The sequence below is a fragment of the Nocardioides sp. B129/18 genome, from assembly GCF_055282735.1.
In genome coordinates, this window is record NZ_JBUZJI010000016.1 from 1 (window position 1) to 21119 (window position 21119).

14 protein-coding genes are annotated in these 21119 nt (G+C 75.1%); 11 read left to right on the forward strand and 3 right to left on the reverse strand.

The window, feature by feature from the left end:
- Nucleotides 1-317 precede the first annotated feature (317 nt).
- The 7 genes from ACZDWJ_RS12305 to ppsA all read left to right on the forward strand — a co-directional run bounded on the left by ACZDWJ_RS12305 (nucleotide 318) and on the right by ppsA (nucleotide 11449).
- Nucleotides 318-1301, forward strand: a complete 984-nt coding sequence (locus tag ACZDWJ_RS12305; protein WP_463521251.1) for a hypothetical protein — start codon at nucleotides 318-320, stop codon at nucleotides 1299-1301.
- 255 nt (nucleotides 1302-1556) lie between these two features.
- The gene (locus ACZDWJ_RS12310; protein ID WP_463521252.1) at nucleotides 1557-3029 is read left to right on the forward strand and encodes a cytochrome ubiquinol oxidase subunit I; all 1473 of its coding nucleotides are present in this window, start codon (nucleotides 1557-1559) and stop codon (nucleotides 3027-3029) included.
- A gap of 43 nt (nucleotides 3030-3072) precedes the next feature.
- The gene (gene cydB, locus ACZDWJ_RS12315; protein ID WP_463521253.1) at nucleotides 3073-4158 is read left to right on the forward strand and encodes a cytochrome d ubiquinol oxidase subunit II; all 1086 of its coding nucleotides are present in this window, start codon (nucleotides 3073-3075) and stop codon (nucleotides 4156-4158) included.
- Complete coding sequence (gene cydD / locus ACZDWJ_RS12320) at nucleotides 4155-7667, forward strand: thiol reductant ABC exporter subunit CydD (protein ID WP_463521254.1); 3513 nt, start codon at nucleotides 4155-4157, stop codon at nucleotides 7665-7667. Before cydB ends, cydD begins: the two co-directional genes overlap by 4 nt.
- A 44-nt stretch (nucleotides 7668-7711) precedes the next feature.
- Nucleotides 7712-8002 (forward strand): hypothetical protein, encoded by a 291-nt coding sequence (locus ACZDWJ_RS12325; protein ID WP_463521255.1) that lies wholly within the window; start codon nucleotides 7712-7714, stop codon nucleotides 8000-8002.
- 148 nt (nucleotides 8003-8150) lie between these two features.
- Nucleotides 8151-9032: a pyruvate, water dikinase regulatory protein gene (locus ACZDWJ_RS12330; RefSeq protein WP_463521256.1), complete on the forward strand. Its 882-nt coding sequence runs from the start codon at nucleotides 8151-8153 to the stop codon at nucleotides 9030-9032.
- Nucleotides 9029-11449, forward strand: a complete 2421-nt coding sequence (gene ppsA, locus ACZDWJ_RS12335; RefSeq protein WP_463521257.1) for a phosphoenolpyruvate synthase — start codon at nucleotides 9029-9031, stop codon at nucleotides 11447-11449. Before ACZDWJ_RS12330 ends, ppsA begins: the two co-directional genes overlap by 4 nt.
- A gap of 132 nt (nucleotides 11450-11581) precedes the next feature.
- On the opposite strand, the gene ACZDWJ_RS12340 is transcribed toward ppsA, so the two are convergent.
- Nucleotides 11582-12853: a hypothetical protein gene (locus tag ACZDWJ_RS12340; RefSeq protein ID WP_463521258.1), complete on the reverse strand. Its 1272-nt coding sequence runs from the start codon at nucleotides 12851-12853 to the stop codon at nucleotides 11582-11584.
- Nucleotides 12854-13017: 164 nt separating this feature from the next.
- Between ACZDWJ_RS12340 and ACZDWJ_RS12345 the strand changes: the two genes are divergently transcribed.
- Nucleotides 13018-13164, forward strand: a complete 147-nt coding sequence (locus ACZDWJ_RS12345) for a DUF1059 domain-containing protein (protein WP_463521259.1) — start codon at nucleotides 13018-13020, stop codon at nucleotides 13162-13164.
- Between the two features lie 97 nt (nucleotides 13165-13261).
- Here ACZDWJ_RS12345 and ilvA read toward each other — a convergent pair whose 3' ends face one another.
- Nucleotides 13262-14572 (reverse strand): threonine ammonia-lyase IlvA, encoded by a 1311-nt coding sequence (ilvA, locus tag ACZDWJ_RS12350; RefSeq protein WP_463521260.1) that lies wholly within the window; start codon nucleotides 14570-14572, stop codon nucleotides 13262-13264.
- A gap of 250 nt (nucleotides 14573-14822) precedes the next feature.
- Between ilvA and ACZDWJ_RS12355 the strand changes: the two genes are divergently transcribed.
- Nucleotides 14823-15824, forward strand: a complete 1002-nt coding sequence (locus ACZDWJ_RS12355) for a TerC/Alx family metal homeostasis membrane protein (RefSeq protein WP_463521261.1) — start codon at nucleotides 14823-14825, stop codon at nucleotides 15822-15824.
- A 105-nt stretch (nucleotides 15825-15929) separates the two neighbouring features.
- Here the strand turns inward: ACZDWJ_RS12355 and ACZDWJ_RS12360 are convergent, their stop codons facing one another.
- Nucleotides 15930-16799 (reverse strand): hypothetical protein, encoded by an 870-nt coding sequence (locus tag ACZDWJ_RS12360; RefSeq protein WP_463521262.1) that lies wholly within the window; start codon nucleotides 16797-16799, stop codon nucleotides 15930-15932.
- Nucleotides 16800-17132: 333 nt separating this feature from the next.
- Here ACZDWJ_RS12360 and ACZDWJ_RS12365 point away from each other — a divergent pair, with 333 nt between their 5' ends.
- Both ACZDWJ_RS12365 and recC read left to right on the forward strand, forming a co-directional pair.
- Nucleotides 17133-17615 (forward strand): PGPGW domain-containing protein, encoded by a 483-nt coding sequence (locus ACZDWJ_RS12365; RefSeq protein ID WP_463521263.1) that lies wholly within the window; start codon nucleotides 17133-17135, stop codon nucleotides 17613-17615.
- Between the two features lie 109 nt (nucleotides 17616-17724).
- Entirely contained in the window at nucleotides 17725-21117 is a 3393-nt protein-coding gene (recC, locus tag ACZDWJ_RS12370) for an exodeoxyribonuclease V subunit gamma (protein WP_463521264.1), read from the forward strand.
- Nucleotides 21118-21119 lie beyond the last annotated feature (2 nt).

Consider the following 21119-nt stretch of genomic DNA (forward strand, 5'->3'; position numbering starts at 1 on the left):
CCGATCCGCAGCGCGAACCGGGCGGCGACACGGTCGTCGACCTCGGCGCCCTCGGACTCCAGGAGCTCCTTGATGCCGCGACGCACGATCTCGTGGTCGTCGAGCAGGAACACGCGGATCGGCGGGGTCGCGGCAGGGCCCGAGCCGGGCTGGGAGTCGGCCATGCGTCCACGGTAGACCTCGCCCTGCCCGGAGGGAACGAGCCCGACGGCCCGCCGGGCACGGGACCTTGGGCCCTGCGATCGGCCCCGGGCGCGGAGGCAGGCTGGGAGCACGCGCCGATCGGGCGGAGCGTCGTACGGCGGAAGGGGACGACCATGGGGCTGGACAGGCTCGAGCGCGGTCCCGTGCGCGCGCACCCCGTCACCGTCGCCGACCTGCGTCGCGTCGTCGAGCTGGCCTGCCTCGCGCCCAGCGTCCGCAACGCCCAGCCGTGGCGCTGGCACGCGCCCGGGCCCGGCGTCCTCGAGCTGCATCCCGACCCCGCCCGCATCGTGGGGGACTGGGACGACGACGCCCGCATGCTGCTGCTCAGCTGCGGCGCGGTGCTCGACCACGCGGTGCTCGTCGCCCGCGCGCTCGGGTTCGACGTCGACGTCGAGCGGATGCCCGGACGCCCCTCCGCGCCGTCGGTGGCCGCGGCGCCCGGCTCCCGGATGGCCCGGCCGGCCGGTCCGGGACCGCTCGCCCGGCTCCGGCTGCGGGTCGGACGTCCCTCGCCCAGCGCGGCCACCGACCTCGAGGCGGTCGTCGGACGCCGCACCGACCGGCGTCGCTTCACCACCTGGCCGGTGCCGGTGGGCCACCTGCACGACCTCGCCGTCGTCGCCTCGCGTCGCGGCGCCCTCGCGGCGCCCGTCGTCGACCTCGCCGACCGGGTGCGCATCGAGCGGCTCCTCGGCCGGGCCGCCGACCGTCAGGCCCGGGCCGTCGCCCGTCTCGGCGCGGCCCCCGCGCCCGTGCCGTTCGCCGGGCCCGTCGCGATCGAGCCCGAGCGCGAGCTCGAGCCCGCCGACGGCCTCCTCGTCCTCGGCAGCCCGGCCGGCCGCGACCGCGCCCTCGACCGGCTCGTCGTGGGCGAGGCGCTCTCGGCGCTGTGGCTGCACGCCACCACCGTCGGGCTCTCGATCGTCCCGCTCTCGGTGGTGTGCGAGGTCCCCGAGACCCGCCTCGCCCTCGCCCAGGACGTCCTCGGCGGGCTCCTCGAGCCGCAGCTGCTCGTCCGCGTCGGCTGGCAGCCCATCGGGCAGGCCCCGCGCAGCCCGCGTCGGGCGCTCGACGACGTCCTCAGCGTGGCCTGAGCGCTCCCGGACGTCGGCCTCCGGGTCTGTGTCGGGGCGATCAGGTCAGGGAGAGCTGGACGTCGTCAGGGGAAGCCTCCCCTGACGACGTCCAGCGTCCCCGGATGCCCGGGGAGACTGCCCCGCCCCCGGGACCTCCGACCCACCCCCGCCGGGCCCAGCGGACGCAGGAGGTCGGGACGCGGGCCCGTGGGCGGCGGGAGCGCGGATTCCTAGCGTGGGAGACGACCCAGCCGCTCCCGGAGGAGACCCGTCGTGGACCCGCTCGAACTCGCTCGGTGGCAGTTCGCCATCACCACCGTCTACCACTTCCTCTTCGTCCCGATCTCGATCGGGCTCTCGGCCCTGGTGGCCGGCTACCAGACGGCGTGGCTGCGTCGCCGCGACGAGCGGTGGCTGCGGCTCTCGCGGTTCTTCGGGCGCCTGTTCCTCATCAACTTCGCCATCGGCGTGGTCACCGGCATCGTCCAGGAGTTCCAGTTCGGGATGGCCTGGAGCGACTACTCCCGCTTCGTGGGCGACGTGTTCGGCGCCCCGCTGGCCGTCGAGGGGCTGCTGGCGTTCTTCCTGGAGTCGACCTTCCTCGGCCTGTGGATCTTCGGCCGCGGCCGGCTCTCCGACCGCGTGCACACCGCCTGCATCTGGGCGGTGCACGTCGGGACGCTGTTCTCGGCGTGGTTCATCCTCGCGGCGAACTCCTTCATGCAGCACCCCGTCGGCTACGCCTACGACCCGGTGAGCGGCCGCGCGGAGATGACCGACTTCGCGGCGGTGATGTTCAACCGGGTGCAGCTGGTGACCTTCCCGCACGTGCTGCTCTCGGCGTACCTGACGGCGGCGGCGTTCGTGCTCGGCATCGCCCTGTGGCACCTGGCCCGCACCCGCGACGCCGCAGCCGCCGGGGACGCGACGGCGATCGCCGACCACGCGGCCTACCGGGCGGCGGTGCGCAGCGCGGCGGTCCTGCTGGTGCTCACCGGCGTCGGCGTCTCGATCACCGGCGACCTGCAGGGCAAGGTCATGACGCAGGTGCAGCCGATGAAGATGGCCGCCGCCGAGGCGCTCTACGACTCCGAGTCCTCCGCGCCGTTCTCGCTGCTCACCGTCGGGAGCCTCGACGGCTCGCACGAGACCTTCTCGATCAAGGTGCCCCACCTGCTCTCGTTCCTGGCCACCGGCACCGCCGACGGCCGCGTCGAGGGCATCCACCAGCTGCAGGCGCGCTACCGCGCGACCTACGGCCAGGACCCGGGCCAGGCCTACTACAGCCCCGGCGACTACACCCCGATCATCCCGGTGACCTACTGGACCTTCCGCCTGATGATCGGCCTGGGCACGCTCGCCGCGCTGATCGGCGCCGGCGTCCTCTGGGCCACCCGCCGCGGCCGCACCCCCACCGGACGCTGGGTCACGCCGGTGGCCGTCGTCCTGCCGCTGCTGCCGCTGGCCGCGAACTCCGCGGGCTGGATCTTCACCGAGCTCGGCCGCCAGCCGTGGGCGGTCTTCGGACTGATGACCACCGCCCGGGCGGTCTCCCCGTCGATGGGCGTCGGCGAGGTGCTGACCTCGCTGATCGTGCTCACCGGCCTCTACGGGGTGCTCGCCGTCGTCGAGGTGCGGCTGCTGCTCACCTACGCCCGCCGGGGCCTGGACCCCGTCGAGCCCACGCCCGCCGCCGGGGACGACCCCGCGGATCCCGCCGACCGGCCGCTCGCGGTCGCGTACTGACCCCCACGCCGAGAAGACCCGAAGACCCGAGAAGGGGAGCGTCATGGAGCTCACGACCGTCTGGTTCGGTCTCATCACCGTCCTGTGGATCGGCTACTTCTGCCTGGAGGGGTTCGACTTCGGCGTCGGCATGCTGCTGCCGGTGCTGGGCCGCACCGAGGCCGAGCGGCGGGTCCTCATCAACACCATCGGCCCGGTCTGGGACGGCAACGAGGTGTGGCTGCTCGTCGCCGGCGGCGCCACCTTCGCCGCCTTCCCCGAGTGGTACGCGACGCTGTTCAGCGGGTTCTACCTGCCGCTGCTGGCGATCCTCGTGGCGCTCATCGTCCGCGGCCTGGCCTTCGAGTACCGGGCCAAGCGCGACGACGCCCGCTGGCGTCGCCGCTGGGACGCCGCGATCGTCGTCGGCTCGGTGCTGCCGAGCGTGCTGTGGGGCGTCGCGTTCGCGAACATCCTGCGCGGCGTCCCGCTCGACGCCGACCACGAGTACGTCGGCGGCCTGCTGAACCTGCTCAACCCCTACGCGCTGCTCGGCGGGGTCACCACCACGCTGCTCTTCCTCACCCACGGCGCCACGTTCGTCGCGCTCAAGACCGAGGGCGGGGTCCGGGCGGAGGCCCGCGGCCTGGCGCTGCGGTGCGGTCTGCCGGCCGCGCTCGCCGCGGTCGCCTTCCTCGGCTGGACGCAGCTGCTCACCGGCACCCTCGCCTCGGCCGTGGCGTTCGCGGTGGCGGCGGTGCTGCTGCTGGCGGGCCTCGCAGCGATGACCGCCAGCCGGGAGGGTCGCGCGTTCCTCGGCACCTTCGCCGCCATCGCGGTGGCCGTGGCCGGGCTGTTCCTCGCGCTGTTCCCCGACGTCATGCCCAGCACGCTGGAGGCCGGCTCGTCGCTCACCACCTCCAACGCCTCCGCGACGCCGTACACGCTCGGGGTCATGACGGTGGTGGCGGTGATCTTCACCCCGCTCGTGCTGGTCTACCAGGCCTGGACCTACTGGGTCTTCCGTCAGCGCATCGGCGTCCGGCACATCCCCGGCGCCCTCGCCTCGACGTCCGTCCCGACGTCCGGCATGCCGGGTCGCCACGCGGCTCAGGGAGCCCAGGGAGCCCAGGAGGCGCAGGGGGCATGAGGCCCCTGGACCCGCGGCTCGTCCGCCACCTCGCTCCCGCCCGCCTCGCGCTGACGGGGGTCGTCGCGGCCGGGATCGCCTCGGCGCTGCTCGTCGTCGGCCAGGCCGTCGCGGTCACCGGACTGGTGGTCGCGGCGCTGCCCGACGCGCACGCCGGCGCTCATCTCGGTGCTCACGGCGCTCACCTCGGGGGCTGGGGCGTCGGCGCCTGGGCCCTGCTCGCGGCGGCGACGCTGCTGGCCCGCGGCGTCGTCGGCTGGCTCGGCGACCTCGCCGCCGCCCGGGCCGCCGGCCGGGTCGGCACGGCGCTGCGCCGGCGCCTGCTCGCGGCCGTCCTGGCCGACCCCGCCACCGCGGGGGAGGGACGCGCCGACGGCGCCACCGCCGTCCTGCTCACCCGCGGGGTCAGCGCCGCCGAGCCCTACCTCACCCGCTACCTGCCGACGCTGGTGCTCGCGGTGGTGCTGCCGCCGCTGGTGGTCCTCGTCCTCGCCGCCCAGGACCTCCTCACCGCGGCGATCGTCGCGGCCACGCTCCCGCTCGTGCCGGTCTTCGGCGCCCTCGTGGGCCTGGCCACCCGCGATCGAGCGGCCGAGCAGTGGCAGGCGATGGGCGTGCTCTCGGGGCACTTCCTCGACGTCGTGCGCGGCCTTCCGACGCTGGTGGCGCACCGGCGGGCGCGGGCCCAGTCGGCCCGCATCGCGGCCCTCACCGAGCGCTACCGGCGGGCCTCGCAGGCCACGCTGCAGGTCGCGTTCGCGTCCTCGGCGGTGCTCGAGCTCGTCGCGACCCTCTCGGTGGCGCTGGTCGCCGTCACGGTCGGCGTCCGCCTCGCCGGTGGCCATCTCGAACTCTCCACGGCCCTGCTGGTGCTGCTCCTCGCCCCGGAGGCCTATTGGCCGCTGCGCCGCGTCGGCGCGGAGTTCCATGCCGCCGCCGAGGGCGTCGCGACCTTCGAGGCGGCCACCGCGCTGCTCGACGCCGTCCCGCCGGCCGACCCCGGCGTCGCCGCGGCGCACGGCTCGGCGCTCGTGCTCGACGGCGTCGGCCTCACCCACGCCGGACGCCGGGTCCCGGCCCTCGCGCCGGTGCACGACGTCGTCCCCGCCCGCGGCCTCACGGTCGTCACCGGGCCCTCGGGCTGCGGCAAGTCGACGCTGCTCGCCGTGCTGGCCGACCGCGTGCCCCGCGGCGCCGCGCAGGTCGGCTCGGTGCGGGTGGCCCTCGACGCCGGAGCCGGAGCCGGGGCCGGGGCCGGTCGGGGCGTCGCCGTGCACGGCGACGCCTGGCGCGCCCAGGTCGCGCACCTGCCGCAGCGGCCGCTGTTCTGCTCCGGCAGCATCGCCGCCACCCTGCGCCTGGCCGTCCCCGCCGCCACCGACGACGAGCTCTGGGACGCCCTCGCGGCGGTCGCCCTCGCCGAGCGCGTCCGTGACCTGCCCGGCGGCCTCGACGCCGACGTCGGCGAGGACGGTGCCCCGCTCTCGGCCGGCGAGCGGGCCCGTCTCGCGCTGGCGCGGATCGTGCTGGCGGTCGCGGTCGGCGGACGCACCTGGGTGCTCCTCGACGAGCCCACCGCCCACCTCGACGAGATCACCGCGCGCGTCGTGCTCGACGCCGTCCTCGCGCTCTCGCAGCGGGCGGCGGTCGTCGCCGTCGCGCACGACGAGACGCTCATCGCCCTCGCCGGACACCGCCTCGACCTGCCCGGGATGGCCGGGATCACCGGGGTGGCCGAGCTCGAGAGGCCGGGGGAGGACGAGGGGGACGACGAGGACGACGACCTGCCGCCGGCGGCGCTCGCGCCGGCCACCGAGCCCCCCGAGCAGACCTCGCCGCGCCGGCTCGCCGTCCGGCTCTGGGCCGACGGGCTCGTCGGCGCGCTCGCCTCGGCCAGCGGCGTCGCCCTGACCGCGACGGCCGGCTGGCTCATCGTCCAGGCCTCCGCGCGCCCGCCCGTGCTGACGCTGCTCGTCGCGATCGTCGGCGTCCGCGCCTTCGGCCTGGGCCGCCCCGTGCTGCGCTACGTGGAGCGGCTGCGCTCCCACGACGCCGCGCTGCGCCTGCTGGCCCGGCGTCGCGTGGAGGTCTACGACGCGATCGTGCCGCTGGTGCCGGCCCGCCTCGGGGCGGCCGGTCGCCGCGGCGAGGTGCTGGCCTCGCTGGTCGACGACGTCGACGCGGTCGTCGATCGCGCGCTGCGGGTGCGGCTGCCCCTGCAGGCGGCCGTGCTGGTCTCGACGTTGGCCACGGGCGTCGCGGCGGTGCTGCTGCCCGCGGCCGGCGTCGTCGTCGGCCTGGCCTGCCTGCTCGCGGTCGGCGGATCGTGGACGCTGGCCCACCTCGCCGTGCGCCACGCCGAGCCCGCCGCCGTCGCGGCCCGCGCGGAGCTGTCGGCCGCGGTGGTCGAGGCTGTGGCGACGGCGCCCGAGCTGCGGGCCTGGCAGGCCGAGCAGGCCGGGCTCGACGCCGCCGAGCGGGCGTCCGCGCGGATGGCCCTCGCGCTCCTGCGGGCCGCGATCGGCCCCGCCACGGCTCGCCTGTGGACCCTCGCCGTCGCCGGCGCGAGCGTCGCCGCCCTCGGCGTCCTCGGCGCCGACGCCGTGGCGCGCGGCGCCGTGAGCGGCCCGGTGCTCGCGCTGCTGACCCTGCTGCCGCTCGCCCTGCTCGACGTGTGGCTGCCCGTCGCCGACGCCGGCGCGCTGGCCGTGCGCACCGCCGCGGCCGCCGCCCGCCTCGAGCGCTGGACGCGTCAGACGCCGGCCGTGCGCCAGACGGTGACGATCCCGGCTCCCACCGGCCCCGGCGAGCCCACCGGACTGGCCTGGCGCGGCGCCCGGGCCCGCTGGACCTCCGCCGGCCCGACGCTCCCGCCCCTCGACCTCGTGCTCGAGCCCGGCGAGCGCGTGGCCCTCGTGGGCCCGTCCGGCTGCGGCAAGAGCACCGCCGCCGCGCTCGCCCTGCGCTTCCTCGACCCGCGGCGCGGCCGCGTCGAGCTGGGCGGCACCGACCTGCGCAGCCTCGCGCCCGACGACGTCCGCGCCCGGGTCGGGCTCGTCGACGACGACCCGCACGTCTTCGCCACCAGCGTGCTGGAGAACGTCCGTCTGGCCCGGCCCGAGGCCACCCGTCGCGAGGTCGCCGCAGCCCTGCGGACCGCCCGCCTCGGGGCCTGGCTCGACGACCTGCCCGACGGCCTGGACACCCTGCTCGGCACCGGCCACGCCGAGGTCTCCGGCGGCGAGCGGGCCCGGCTCGCGATCGCCCGGGCGATCCTCGCCGACGCCCCCGTCCTGGTCCTCGACGAGCCGGCCGCGCACCTCGACGCCCCCACCGCCCGCGCCCTGGCGCGCGAGGTGCTCGCCGGGCCGCGTCGTCGCGCGGTCCTGTGGATCACCCACGCTCCCGTCGGCCTGGACCTGGTCGACCGCGTGGTGCGGATGGCCGCCCCCGTGCCGCGTCGCGACGCACCGGGCCGAGATCCCGGCGTTCGCGCCGCGCGGGAGTAGCGTCCCGGAGGGCCGTCGCCCGGGCGACGGAGGAGGAGGATCTGATGAGGGTGCGCACGTCGCGTCGACGCGGTCCGAGCCTGGCCGTGCCCGGCCCGGTCCTGGCCGAGGCCTTGCGCAGACCCGACGGCGATCCGCTGCGTCAGCGGGTGCTCGCCGGGCTCGACGACCGCGCCCTCGACGACCTCTGGCACGCCACCGACCGCGCCCTGGCCCGCTCCGGGTCGTCCGGCTCGCTCATCCGGGTGGCCGACCTGCGCGCCACGGTGCTCGACGAGCTCGAGCGGCGTCGCCCCGACCGCGTCCAGCGCCTCCTGGCCCGTCTCGGCGCCTGAGCGCCGCAGCCCGACGGCCGCGCCGGCCGCCCGCGCCGGCCGGCGCGCGCGTGCTCAGGGGCCGGTCGGCCCTGTCGCCCGGCCGCGTGGTGTGGTTGGGTCTGCCTGCCTGCCGCCATGCCCGGCGGCGCGTCCCGGAGGGGGGACCATGAGCGAGTCGCACGCGGAGCCGGACGTCGTCGTCCCGGTGTTCTTCCTGTCCGACAGCACCGGCATCTCGGCGGAGACGATGGGCAACGCGCTGCTCATCCAGTTCCCCGACCTGCGCTTCGAGCGCACCACCATCCCGTTCATCTCCTCGGTGGAGGCCGCCCGGGCGGTGGTCGAGACCATCGACGCCGTCCTCGACGCCGGACCGGTCGCCCCGCTGGTCTTCACCACCGCCGCCGAGGACGCCGTGCGCCAGGAGCTCGCCCGCACCCGTGCCCCGTTCGTCGACTTCTTCGGCATGCACATGGCCCGCGTCGAGGAGGCCCTCGGCCGCCCCGGACGGCACGAGGCGCTGCGCCTGCACGGCGTCGGCGACATCAAGCGCTACAACGCCCGGATGGCGGCGGTCGAGTTCACCATCGAGCACGACGACGGACAGTCCCTGCGGGCCCTCGACAAGGCCGACGTGATCCTTCTCGCACCCTCCAGGTGTGGGAAGACGCCGACCTCGATGTACCTGGCCCTCCAACATGGCCTGTACGTCGCGAACTACCCCCTCGTCGACGAGGACCTCGAGAGCTCCGAGCTGCCCGAGCCGGTGCGTCCCTACCGGGACCGCTGCTTCGGCATCACCACCACCGTCGACCGGCTCAGCCGCGTGCGCCACGAGCGCCGGCCCGGGTCCCGCTACGCCAGCCCCGAGCAGTGCCGGTGGGAGCTGCGGCGGGCCGCGGACCTGTTCCACGCCCACCGCGTCCCGTCGATCGACTCCTCCGCCCGCTCGGTCGAGGAGATCTCCACCGTCATCCTCCAGACCCTGACGACGTCCGGGTCCGCCCCGATGGTTCGCCGCACCCGCCACCAGGAAGAGCAACGATGAGCCCGAACACCCCCACCGCGAACGTCCGCTGGTTCTCCGAGCTCGGCATGGCCGACCTCGAGGAGGTCGGCGGCAAGAACTCCTCCCTGGGCGAGATGGTCTCCCAGCTCGCCGACCTCGGCGTGCGGGTGCCCAACGGCTTCGCCACCACCGCGGACGCCTTCCACCGCTTCATCGGCGACACGGGCCTAGCCGAGCGCATCGACGGCCTGCTGCGCGACCTCGACACCGACGACGTGCGCCGCCTCGCCGAGGTGGGTCGTGAGATCCGCGAGGCCGTCGTCGCCCAGCCGTTCCCGGCCGACCTCGAGGCCGACGTCCGCGGCGCCTACGAGCAGCTCGCCGCGGAGGCCCGCGAGGCCTCCGGCGAGGAGCCGTCCTTCGCCGTCCGCTCCTCGGCGACCGCCGAGGACCTCCCCGACGCCTCGTTCGCCGGCCAGCAGGAGACCTTCCTCAACGTGCGCGGCATCGACGCCGTGCTGCTGGCGATCCGCGAGGTCTTCGCCTCCCTCTACAACGACCGCGCCATCGCCTACCGCGTGCACCACGGCTTCGAGCACAGCGCCGTGGCGCTCTCGGCCGGCGTGCAGCGGATGGTGCGCTCGGACATCGGCGCCTCCGGCGTCATGTTCACCATGGACACCGAGTCCGGCTTCGACGACGCCGTCTTCATCACCTCCGCCTACGGCCTGGGCGAGGGCGTCGTCCAGGGTGCGGTGAACCCCGACGAGTTCTACGTCTACAAGCCGTCGCTGCGCGAGGGCCGCCCGGCGATCCTCAAGCGCGGCGTGGGCGCGAAGGCCACCAAGATGGTCTACACCACCGACGCCACCGTCGGGCGCACCACCGAGTTCGTCGAGGTCGACCCCGCCGAGAGCCGGCTGCTGAGCCTCTCCGACGACGAGGTCACCGAGCTGGCCCGCCACGCGCTGACCATCGAGCAGCACTACGGCCGCCCCATGGACATCGAGTGGGGCCGCGACGGCCTCGACGGGCAGCTCTACATCCTGCAGGCGCGCCCCGAGACCGTGCAGTCGCGTCGCTCGGGCGCCCTCGAGCGCTACCGCATGGACAAGGCGGCCTCCGCGGCCGCCGACGTCCTCGTCGAGGGCCGAGCGATCGGCCAGAAGATCGGCGCCGGCGCGGTGCGCGTGCTCACCTCGATCGAGGACATGCACACCTTCACCCCCGGCGAGGTGCTCGTCGCCGACATGACCGACCCCGACTGGGAGCCGATCATGAAGCGCGCCTCGGCGATCGTCACCAACCGCGGCGGCCGCACCTGCCACGCCGCGATCATCGCCCGCGAGCTCGGCATCCCCGCCGTCGTCGGCACCGGCTCCGCGACGCGCGACCTCGCCGACGGCCGCGAGGTCACCGTCTCCTGCGCCGAGGGCGACACCGGCCTGGTCTACGAGGGCACGCTGGCCTTCGACGTCGAGCGCACCGAGCTGGACTCCATGCCCGACGTGCCGGTGAAGATCATGATGAACGTCGGCACCCCCGAGCAGGCCTTCTCCTTCTCGCGGCTCCCGCACAGCGGCGTCGGCCTGGCGCGGCTGGAGTTCATCATCAACCGCCAGATCGGCATCCACCCCAAGGCGCTGCTCGACCTCGCCGCGGACCCCGGCTCCCTCGAGCCGGGCCTGCGCGCCGACATCGAGGAGACCATCGCCGCCTACCCCGGCCCGCGGGAGTTCTTCGTCCAGCGCGTCGCCGAGGGCGTCGCCACCATCGCCGCGGCCTTCGCGCCGGAGCCGGTGATCGTGCGCATGAGCGACTTCAAGTCCAACGAGTACGCCAACCTCGTCGGCGGCCCGGCCTACGAGCCGCACGAGGAGAACCCGATGATCGGCTACCGCGGCGCGTCGCGGTACCTCTCGGCCGACTTCGCCGAGTGCTTCGCCATGGAGTGCGAGGCGCTGCGGTTCGTGCGCGACGAGATGGGCCTGACCAACGTCAAGATCATGATCCCGTTCGTGCGCACCCTGGCCGAGGCCGAGGGCGTCGTCCGGCTGCTGGGCGAGCACGGCCTGCGCCGCGGCGAGAACGACCTGCAGGTCGTCATGATGTGCGAGCTGCCCTCGAACGCCGTCATCGCCGAGCAGTTCCTCGAGCACTTCGACGGCTTCTCGATCGGCTCCAACGACATGACCCAGCTGACGCTGGGCCTCGACCGCGACTCCGGTCTGGTCGCCGCCGGCTTCGACGAGCGCGACCCCGCCGTCAAGCACATGCTCGAGCTGGCGATCGCCGCCTGCCGCAAGCAGGGCAAGTACGTCGGCATCTGCGGCCAGGGCCCCTCCGACCACCCCGACCTCGCGGAGTGGCTGCTGGAGCAGGGCATCGAGTCGATGTCGCTCAACCCCGACACCGTCGTCTCCACCTGGCTGCGGCTGGCGGGCCAGAAGGCCTGACGCGCTCGAACCGACGACGGGGTGCGACCTGCTGGTCGCACCCCGTCGTCGTGTCTGGTGGTGGGCTCCGGTGATCGAGCCGCGGGGTCCGGTGATCGAGCCTGTCGAGATCCCCGCAGCCGACGGACGGCCTCAGCCCTGGTGGCTGCCGAGCAGGCCGCCGAAGAAGCCGCCAGCCCCGCCGGTCCCGCCAGCGCCGCCCGAGCCGCCGAACAGCCCGCCGAACAGCCCGCCGAACAGACCGCCGGAGCCGAGGCCGCCGAACAGTCCGCCGAGGAAGTCGGCCAGGTCGGCCGACGCCGTCCCGGCGCCGGTGCCGAAGAGCTCGTGGAACACGGTGCCGCCGGGGCCGCTGCCGAGCAGGCCGCCGATGCCGTGCTCGATGGAGCCCGAGCCGCGTCCGACCTGGTCGAAGAGGTGGCCCAGGACGGCCGCGAAGCCGTCGGCGAGGTCGTCGACGCCGGGGGTGGTCGTGCCGGTGCCGTCGAGGTCGCCGAAGCCGATCTCGTCGAAGAGGTCGACGAGCACCTGCAGCTCGGGGTGCGAGGCGCTCAGCTGCTCGGCGGTGTCGCGGAGGATCGAGACGATGTCCTTGACGTGGCCGCGCACCTGGGTCCAGGCGCCGGTGAGGTCGCCGGAGCGCAGCTCGTCGACGAGCTGCTGGAGGATCGTGGCGAGGTCGGGCAGGTCGGTGCCGTTGGTGAGGTCGGTGCCGTCGCCCAGCTCGTCGGACCCGTCGTCGGTGCCGTCGTCGAAGGAGCCGTCGCCGGGGTCGGTGTCGCCGGTGGCGTCGTCGCCCGGGTCGTCGGTGGACTGGCTGCCCGGGTCGTCGCCCATGCCGTCGAAGACGGTGGTGAGGATGGTGGCCACGGCGTCGGGGTCGTCGCCGACCTCCGCGAGCTGGTCGGCGAGGTCGGCGAGCAGGCCGACGACGCGGTCGGCGTCGAGGGCGTCGAGGCGGCTGATGATCTTGTCGAGCTCCGCGGCGTTGGAGCCGGGGATGCTCTCGGAGACGGTGCCGAGCCGCTCCTTGATCTGGGCGATCAGGTCGGAGACCTCGGCGGCCACGTCGGGCGGCAGCATCGCGATCAGGTCGTCCACCGACACGGTGCGCAGGCACGCGCGGCCCTGGGCGACGAGCGCCTTGGCCAGGCCGGTGCGGGCGCGGACGGCCTTGACCGAGCGGCCGGGGGCCTTCTTGACCGCAGCGCGGGCCGAGGCGACGCTCGTGCCGGCCTTGCGGCAGGCGGCGTCGGCGCTGACCCGGTGGGCCGCGCCGGTGCGACCGGCGGTCGCGCCGTCGGCGGCGAACGCGCCGGGACCGGCGAGGGTCAGGCCGCCGGAGGCGACGGCGAGGACGGTGACGCTGCCGAGCAGCGAGGAGCGGATGCGACGTGGGAGCACGGTGTTCTCCTGTGGTGGGGGGATGGCGTCGACGGGGGTCGACGAGGCGTCGGCCGGGGGACCGACGCGTCCTCCATCGGCCGTCGTCGTCCGGACCTTCGCGATGGTCCAGACCGTGGGCGCGACCCCTTGCGCGATCGGCGCCGGAGGTCGATCCTGCGCCGATGCGCACCCGCCTCACCTGCCCCTGCGGAGTCCGGGTCGTCGGCACCGACGAGGACGATCTCGTCGACCGCGTCCAGGAGCACCTCGCCGCCGACCACCCCGGCCGCACCTACGACCGCGACATGATCCTGTTCATGGCCACCTGAGGGGGATCAGGTCAGGGGGAACAGGACGTTGTCAGGGGAAGCCTCCCCTGACAACGTCCAGCTTCCCCGGATATCCGGGGAAACTGCCCCCCCGGCCCTACTGCACGAACCGGAACAGCGGGCTCTCCGGCGGCACCGGCACCACCCGCAGCGGGGAGTCGTCCATGCGGGCGAGCAGGCCGGCGAGGTCGGCGGGGTCCTGCAGCTCGACGCCGACCAGCGCGGGGCCGGTCTCGCGGTTGCTGCGCTTGACGTACTCGAAGAGCGTGATGTCGTCGTCGGGGCCGAGCACCTCGTCGAGGAAGCGGCGCAGGGCGCCGGGCTCCTGAGGGAACTCGACGAGGAAGTAGTGCTTGAGGCCCTCGTGCACGAGCGCGCGCTCGACGATCTCGGCGTAGCGGCTGACGTCGTTGTTGCCGCCGGATAGCACGGCGACGACGGTGGAGCCGGGCGCGAGGTCGAGCGCGGCGAGGGTCTCGGGCAGGCGCAGCGCGGCGGTGGCCAGCGCGCCGGCGGGCTCGGCGATGATCCCGTCGGACTGGTAGAGGTCGAGCATCTCCACGCACACCAGCCCCTCGGGGACGGCCACGAGCGGCGGCCGGTGCGCGGCCACGAGCGCGTGGGTGTGGACGCCGACGCGGCGCACGGCGGCGCCGTCGACGAACCCGTCCAAGGCCTCGAGGTCGACGGGCGCGCCCGCCGCGAGCGCGGCCGCCATGCTGGCGGCGCCCGCGGGCTCGGCGCCGAGCACCCGCACCGACGGCGCCTCCTCGCCCAGCAGCGCCAGCGCGCCGGCGAGCAGCCCGCCGCCGCCGACGGGCACGACGAGCGCGGCCGGCGGTCCGGCGAGCTCCTCGCGGAGCTGGTCGAGCACCTCCAGCGTCATCGTCCCCTGGCCGGCGATGGTGCGGGGATCGTCGAAGGCCGGCACCTCGGTGGCGCCGGTGGCCTCGGCGTGCGCGCGGCTGGCGGCCGCGGCGTCGTCGTAGGCGTCGCCCACCACGACGACCTCGACCAGTCCGCCGCCGAGCGCGGCGACCCGGTCGCGCTTCTGGCGCGGGGTGGTGCGCGGCAGGTGGATGCGGGCCCGGACGCCGGCCCGGGCGCAGGCGAACGCGACGCCCTGCGCGTGGTTGCCGGCGCTGGCGCAGGTGACGCCCGCCGCGCGCTGCTCGGCGTCGAGGCTCGCGAGGAGGGTGTAGGCGCCGCGCAGCTTGTAGGAGCGCACCGGCTGGAGGTCCTCGCGCTTGAGCCGGACGTCGAGCCCGAGCAGGGCGGAGAGGCGGTCGTGACGCTGCAGCGGCGTGGGCGCCACGACGTCGGCCAGTCCGCGCGCGGCGGCACGGACGGCGGCGGCATCGGGTGCGGAACCGTGGGAGCTCGGGGACGGGCGGACGGCGTCGGACACCCCTCCAGCCTCCCAGGTCGCGGCCGCGGCCTCACCCGCAGGTGGATCCTCGGTCGACCCGGTTCGACGATTGGATCAGGCGGGTACACCTCGACTATCCTTGGACACGAGGGGAGTATCCCGCTCGACCTGCTCGGTCAGTACGACGCCGCCACCGGCGTCCCGGCCAGGTGCCCGTGGATCCACACGGGTGGGAGAGACCTCGAGTCCGTCACGAACGACGTCCGTGACCCACTCGAGAGGCAACCCCATGATCGACTCCATCGGCACCCCGATGCTGTGGACCCTCACCATCGGCGCGGTCATCGCGCTGCTGGTCGTCGACTTCATCGCCACCCGCAAGCCGCACGAGGTCTCCATGAAGGAGGCCATCGGCTGGTCGGCGTTCTACGTCGCGCTGCCCCTGCTCTTCGGCACCTACGTGTGGAGCCAGCACGGCTCCGAGCGCGGCGTCGAGTACTACACCGGCTACCTCGTCGAGAAGACGCTGAGCGTCGACAACCTGTTCGTCTTCATGCTGCTGCTCGCGGCGTTCGCGGTGCCGGCGGCCCTGCAGCAGCGGGTGCTGCTCTACGGCATCGTCGGCGCGCTGATCCTGCGCGGCATCTTCATCGCCCTCGGCGCCGCCGCGCTGAGCGCCTTCGACTGGGTCTTCCTCATCTTCGGTCTCGTCCTGCTGCTCACCGGCCTGAAGCTGCTGCGCGACGCCATCCGCGGTGACGAGCACACGGTGGCCGTCGACGACATGCGCATCGTGCGGCTCACGCGTCGCCTGATGCCGGTCACCGACGACTACGAGGGCCCGAAGATGCTCACCCGCATCACCCAGGACGGCCGCGTCCGCCGCGCCCTCACCCCGCTGGCCCTGGTGGTCGTCGCGGTCTTCGCCACCGACGTCGTCTTCGCCATCGACTCCGTGCCGGCCGTCTACGGCATCACCGGCGACCCGTACCTGGTCTTCGCCACCAACGCCTTCGCGCTGCTGGGTCTGCGCGCCCTGTACTTCGTGCTCGAGGGCGCGCTGGCCAAGCTGGTGCACCTCTCCTACGGCCTGGCCGCGATCCTCGGCTTCATCGGCGTCAAGCTGGTGCTGCACTGGGCGCACCTGGTGTGGAAGCAGGTCCCCGAGATCCCGACGCTCGGCTCGCTCGCCGTCATCCTCGGCATCCTCGTGGTCACCACCACGACCAGCCTGATCGCCTCCAAGCGCGCGGTGCAGAAGGACGCGGAGAGCGTCACCGCCGCGCACTGACGCACCAGCACGCCCAGCACCCACCCAGCACGCACGACGCCCCCGACCCGTGAGGGTCGGGGGCGTCGCGCTGTTGCGGGGTGGTGCAGGGTGCTGCGGGGTGGATCAGGCCGCGGTGCGCCCGAGGACGCCGCAGATCGGCAGCTGCGGCACGAGACCGCACAGCGTGCTCAGCACGTCACCGACGACCGGCAGACCGGGCAGGCCCGGCAGCGCCGGCACGCCCGGGAAGGCCGGGAAGCCGGGGATGGCCGGGATCGGCAGACCCGAGACGTTCGGGATGCCGGGCAGGCTCGGCGCGCTGGGCACCTGGCCGGAGGCGAGGTCGCAGATCGCCTGCGGGAGGCCGGCGTCGCAGAGCGGCTGGATCGGCGAGGCGCCGTTCGTGCCGAGCGGCAGGGCGGCGGTCGCGTCGCAGATGGCCTGCGGCAGGCCGACGGTGCACAGGGTCTGGATCGGGCTGGAGCCCTGGCCGGTGCTCGGGATCGCCGGGAGCGTCGCGAAGGCGTCGCAGATGCCCTGGGGCAGACCGGCGTCGCAGGCGCCCTGCAGCGGGTTGGCCGGGCCCTTCTTGCACTCCTGGTAGGCCTTCGAGGCGGCGCGGTGCTTCGCGACGGCGCTCTTGAACGCCTTGGTGTCGCGGGCCTTCTTGGCCTTGGCGGCCTGGTAGCGCTTCTTGGCCTTCTTCTTGCCGGCCTTGGTCTGGGCCTTCTCGTAGCTGCGCTTGGCCTTCTTGACCGCGGCGGCGTCGCGCTTGACCTTCGCGTACGCGGCCTTGCGGCTCTTGGCGGCCTTGGCGTTGGCGGCCTGCTCGGCCGAGCAGTCGCTGGCGGTGATGGTGACCTTCGCGGCCACCGACGCCTTCGCCGGGGCCGGGGCCGCGTGGGCGCCGGGCAGGCTCAGGGCGCCTCCGGCGACCGACAGGCCGACGGTGAGGCACAGCGTGGCGAAGGCACGCTTGAACGGACGCTCCATGGGTCTCCCTCCCTCGAACCGCGGACCCCGTCGTCCACGGTGGAACTCCGCGAGGCTAGGACGATCCGAGGGGCCCGCGAGGACCTATGGCCCGACCCGTCCCGGGCGTCTGGACCAGGCCTCAGGTCGGCCCTCCCGCGGCCGATCAGGGGCGGTGAGGAGGCCCGTCCGCCTGTGGAGGGCGAGCCGATTGGTCAGGGGAACTTGGGCGAGATGGGCCCCAATTTTCCCTGACCAATCAGAAGTTCCCCGGTCAGCCGGGGAACTTCTCGTTGGTCGCCCCCGCACCCCGAACCCCCGGACACCCTGGGCCCGTCTGGCTACGCTCTCGCCATGAACGCTGCCCGCCGGCTCGCCCTCGAGGTCGTCGGATGGACTCTGCTCGTCGCCGGCATCGCCGCGCTCGTGCTCCCGGGCCCGGGGCTGCTGATGATCTTCGCGGCCCTGGCCGTGCTCTCCCAGCAGTACGAGTGGGCCGAGCGGCGCCTCGATCCCGTGAAGTACCGCGCCCTCAAGGGCGCCGCGGAGAGCGTCGAGACGTGGCCGCGGATCGTCGCCTCCACGACCATCGCGGTCGCCCTGCTCCCGCTGGGCGTGCTGTGGATCCTCAAGCCCGAGGTCCCCGCATGGTGGCCGGTCGCCGAGACGTGGTGGCTGCCGGGCGGTGCCGCCACCGGCGTCACGCAGATCGGCTCGAGCCTCATCGCGATCGGGCTCATCGTCTACAGCTACCGCCGCTTCCACGGCCGCCCCGAGGCGGTCGCGGCGCTGGAGAAGGAGATCGGGCAGGCCGACGAGGAGTTCCAGGAGCGCTGATCGGCGCTCCCCTCCCAGGTCCTCTCCACGGGTCCTCTCCACGAGTCCTCTCCACAGCGGGGCCCGTCGGCTGCGGGGAGTGTCGGACCGGTCTGCCAGGGTGTCTCCCGTGCCGCTCCACCTCCATCGCGGTCCTCGCACCGATCTCCTCGCCGACGCCCTCGGCGAGCTGCTCGCGCGTCCGCAGGAGGATCCCCTCGCCGGCGAGCTCGTGGTGGTCCCGGCGGCCGGCGTCGAGCGCTGGCTCAGCCAGCGCCTGGCCCACCGCCTCGGCACCTCCCCGGGCCGTGACGACGGCGTCTGCGCCGGCGTCGAGCTGCGCTCCCCGTGGGCGCTGATCGCCGAGGTCACCGGCACCCGCGACGGCGACCCGTGGTCGCCCGAGCGCCTGGTCTGGCCGCTTCTCGACGCCCTCGACGACGCCGTCGCCGGGCGCGCCGCCTGGGCCGCGCCCCTGGCCCGCCACCTCGGCGCCGGCCACGAGGGCGAGGACGCCGAGCTGCGGCAGGGCCGTCGCGTCGCCCTCGCGCTGCGGCTGGCCCGGCTGCTCTCCGGGTATGCCGCGCAGCGTCCCGAGGTGCTGGCCGACTGGTCGGCCGGGGCTGCCACCGACGGCCTGGGCCGTCCGCTCCCCGCCGACCTCGCCTGGCAGCCGCCGCTGTGGCGGGCGGCGGCCGAGCGGGTCGACGCCGTCCCGCCCGCCGAGCGGCACGCCGCCGTCGTCGCGGCCGTGCGCGCGGGCACCGCGGGCCTGGCCCTGCCGGCGCGGCTCTCGCTGTTCGGCCACACGCGCCTGAGCCGCACCGACGTCGGGCTGCTCGCCGCCCTCGCCGAGCAGCGCGAGGTCCACCTCTGGCTGCCGCACCCCTCCGACGCGCTGTGGCGCCGGCTGGCGCCGCTGGCCGCCGAGGGCCCGGTGCCGCGCCGCGGCGAGACCTCCCACCGCGAGGTGCGCCATCCGCTGCTGGCCACGCTGGGCCGCGACGTCCGCGAGCTCCAGCGCACCCTCGCCACCGTCCCGGTGCTCGACGAGCCCGTCGCCGGCGGCCCCGAGCCCGGCACGGGGCTGCTCGGCTGGCTCCAGGACGACCTCCGCGCCGACGCCCCCGCCCCCGCCGAGGTGCGGGCCACGCGCGTGCTGCGTCCCGACGACCGCTCGGTGCAGGTGCACGCCTGCCACGGCCCGAGCCGTCAGGTCGAGGTGCTGCGCGAGGTGCTGCTCGGGCTGCTCGCCGACGACCCCACCCTCGAGCCGCGCGACGTCCTGGTCATGTGCCCCGGCGTCGAGGCCTACGCGCCGCTGGTCGCCGCCTCCTTCGGCCTCGCCGACCTCGGCGTCCTCGGCCACGGCGAGGCCGCCCACCCCGGCCACCGGCTGCGGGTGCGCCTGGCCGACCGCTCGCTCACGAGCACCAACCCGCTCCTCGGCGTCCTCGAGGCGCTGCTCGCCCTCGCCGACGGCCGCGCCACCGCCAGCGAGGTGCTCGACCTCGCCCACCTCGAGCCCGTGCGCGAGCGCTTCGACCTCACCGACGACGACCTGCGCCAGCTCGTCGAGTGGGTGCGGGTCTCCGGCATCCGGTGGGGTCTGGACCCCGCCCACCGCGCCGAGGTCGGCCTCGGCGAGATCGTCGCCAACACCTGGGAGCTCGGTCTGGACCGCCTCCTCGCCGGCGTCGCGCTCTCCGAGGATGCCGGCACCTGGCTCGACAAGGTGCTGCCCCTCGACGACGTCGGCTCGGGCCAGGTCGAGCTCGCCGGCCGCTTCGCCGAGCTGCTCTCGCGGCTGCGCGGCGTGCTGGCGCGGCTCGTCGGGCCGCAGCCGCTGGGCACCTGGCTCGACGTCCTCGAGGAGGGCGTCGGGCTGCTCGGCGCGGTCTCCCGCGACGACGCCTGGCAGGCAGGTCAGCTGCAGCGCGAGATGGCGCGGCTGCGCGAGGCCGCCGCGGCGCGGCTCGACACCCCACTGCGCCTCTCCGACGTCCGCGCCCTGCTCGGCGAGCGCCTCGGCGCTCGGCCCACCCGCGCCAGCTTCCGCACCGGCACCCTCACCGTCTGCACGATGGTGCCGATGCGCTCGGTGCCCCACCGCGTCGTGTGCCTGCTGGGCCTCGACGACGGCGCCTTCCCGCGCGTCGGCGTCCCCGACGGCGACGACGTCCTGGCCCGTGATCCGGTCACCGGCGAGCGCGATCCCCGCAGCGAGGACCGTCAGCTCCTCCTCGACGCCGTCCTCGCCGCCACCGAGACCCTCGTCGTCGCCTACACCGGCGCCGACGAGGTGTCGGGTCAGCCGCGGCCGCCGGCGGTGCCGCTCGGGGAGCTGCTCGACGCCCTCGACCGCACCGCGAGCGTGCCCGCCGCGGGCTCGGGCACGAGGTCGGTGTCCGCGGCCGTCACCGTCCGCCACCCGCTGCAGGCCTTCGACGCCCGCAACCACGAGCCCGGCGCGCTGCAGGGCACCGGACCGTTCTCCTTCGACCCCTCCTCGCTGGCCGGCGCCCGCGCCGCCCGCCAGCCGCGCGTCGAGGTCGTCGGCCTCGCCGAGCCCCTGGCGCCGCTGCCGGCCGCCGACGTCGCCCTCGACGAGCTCGTGACCTTCTGGGCCGACCCCGCCAAGGGCTTCCTGCGCCAGCGTCTCCAGCTCGGTCTGAGCGACGACGACCCGCCCGTCGACGACGCCCTGCCCGTCGAGATCGACCAGCTCACCGCCTGGTCGGTCGGCGACCGCGTCCTGCGCGACCTCCTGGCCGGCACGCCCGTCGAGCGCATCCTCGAGCACGAGTGGCGCCGCGGGGTGCTGCCGCCGCGCAACCTGGGCTGGCGGCGCCTGCAGGCCATCGTCCGCGAGGCCGGGCCGATCTCCCAGGCGGCCCTCGAGCTGCGCACCCGTCCCGCCACGGCCGTCGACGTCGACGTCGACCTCGGCGGCGGCCGTCGGCTGCGCGGCACCGTCCCGGAGGTCTTCGGCGACCGGCTCGTGCCGGTCGGCTACTCCCGGCTCGGCCCCAAGGACCGCCTCCGATCCTGGATCCGCCTCCTGGCCCTGGCCGCCACCCACGAGGACCACGCCTGGACCGCCCACACCCTCGGGCGCCACCCCAACAGCCGCAGCCAGGACCCCGTCGGCCGCTCGCTCCTCGGCCCCCTCGATCATCGCGCGCTGGAGCACCTGCGCGACCTCGTCGCCCTGCGCGACGCCGGCCTCGCCGAGCCGCTGCCGCTGCCGCTGAAGACCTCCTTCGACTACGCCACCCGCCGACGCACCCGCCTGAGCGCCAGCGAGGCGCTCGACCGCGCCGCCGACTGGCGCTGGAACGACGGGAGGTTCCCCGGGGAGTGCTCCGACCCCGCCTGGCGCCGCCTCGCTCCCGACCGCGCCCTGCCCGGCGCCGAGCCCCCGCGTCCCGGCGAGCAGGTCGACGACGAGCCCACCCGGTTCGGCGCCCTGAGCCGCCGGCTCTGGACCCCGCTCCTCGACGCCGAGCAGGGGCGGTGGTGAGC

What these genes read in the sequence shown, in the direction of transcription:
- ACZDWJ_RS12305 (WP_463521251.1), top strand. Translation starts at nt 318, where the DNA reads ATGGGGCTGGACAGGCTCGAGCGCGGTCCCGTGCGCGCGCACCCCGTC.
- cydB (WP_463521253.1), top strand. Translation starts at nt 3,073, where the DNA reads ATGGAGCTCACGACCGTCTGGTTCGGTCTCATCACCGTCCTGTGGATC.
- cydD (WP_463521254.1), top strand. Translation starts at nt 4,155, where the DNA reads ATGAGGCCCCTGGACCCGCGGCTCGTCCGCCACCTCGCTCCCGCCCGC.
- ACZDWJ_RS12325 (WP_463521255.1), top strand. Translation starts at nt 7,712, where the DNA reads ATGAGGGTGCGCACGTCGCGTCGACGCGGTCCGAGCCTGGCCGTGCCC.
- ACZDWJ_RS12330 (WP_463521256.1), top strand. Translation starts at nt 8,151, where the DNA reads ATGAGCGAGTCGCACGCGGAGCCGGACGTCGTCGTCCCGGTGTTCTTC.
- ppsA (WP_463521257.1), top strand. Translation starts at nt 9,029, where the DNA reads ATGAGCCCGAACACCCCCACCGCGAACGTCCGCTGGTTCTCCGAGCTC.
- ACZDWJ_RS12345 (WP_463521259.1), top strand. Translation starts at nt 13,018, where the DNA reads ATGCGCACCCGCCTCACCTGCCCCTGCGGAGTCCGGGTCGTCGGCACC.
- ACZDWJ_RS12355 (WP_463521261.1), top strand. Translation starts at nt 14,823, where the DNA reads ATGATCGACTCCATCGGCACCCCGATGCTGTGGACCCTCACCATCGGC.
- ACZDWJ_RS12360 (WP_463521262.1), bottom strand. Translation starts at nt 16,799, where the DNA reads ATGGAGCGTCCGTTCAAGCGTGCCTTCGCCACGCTGTGCCTCACCGTC.
- ACZDWJ_RS12365 (WP_463521263.1), top strand. Translation starts at nt 17,133, where the DNA reads ATGAACGCTGCCCGCCGGCTCGCCCTCGAGGTCGTCGGATGGACTCTG.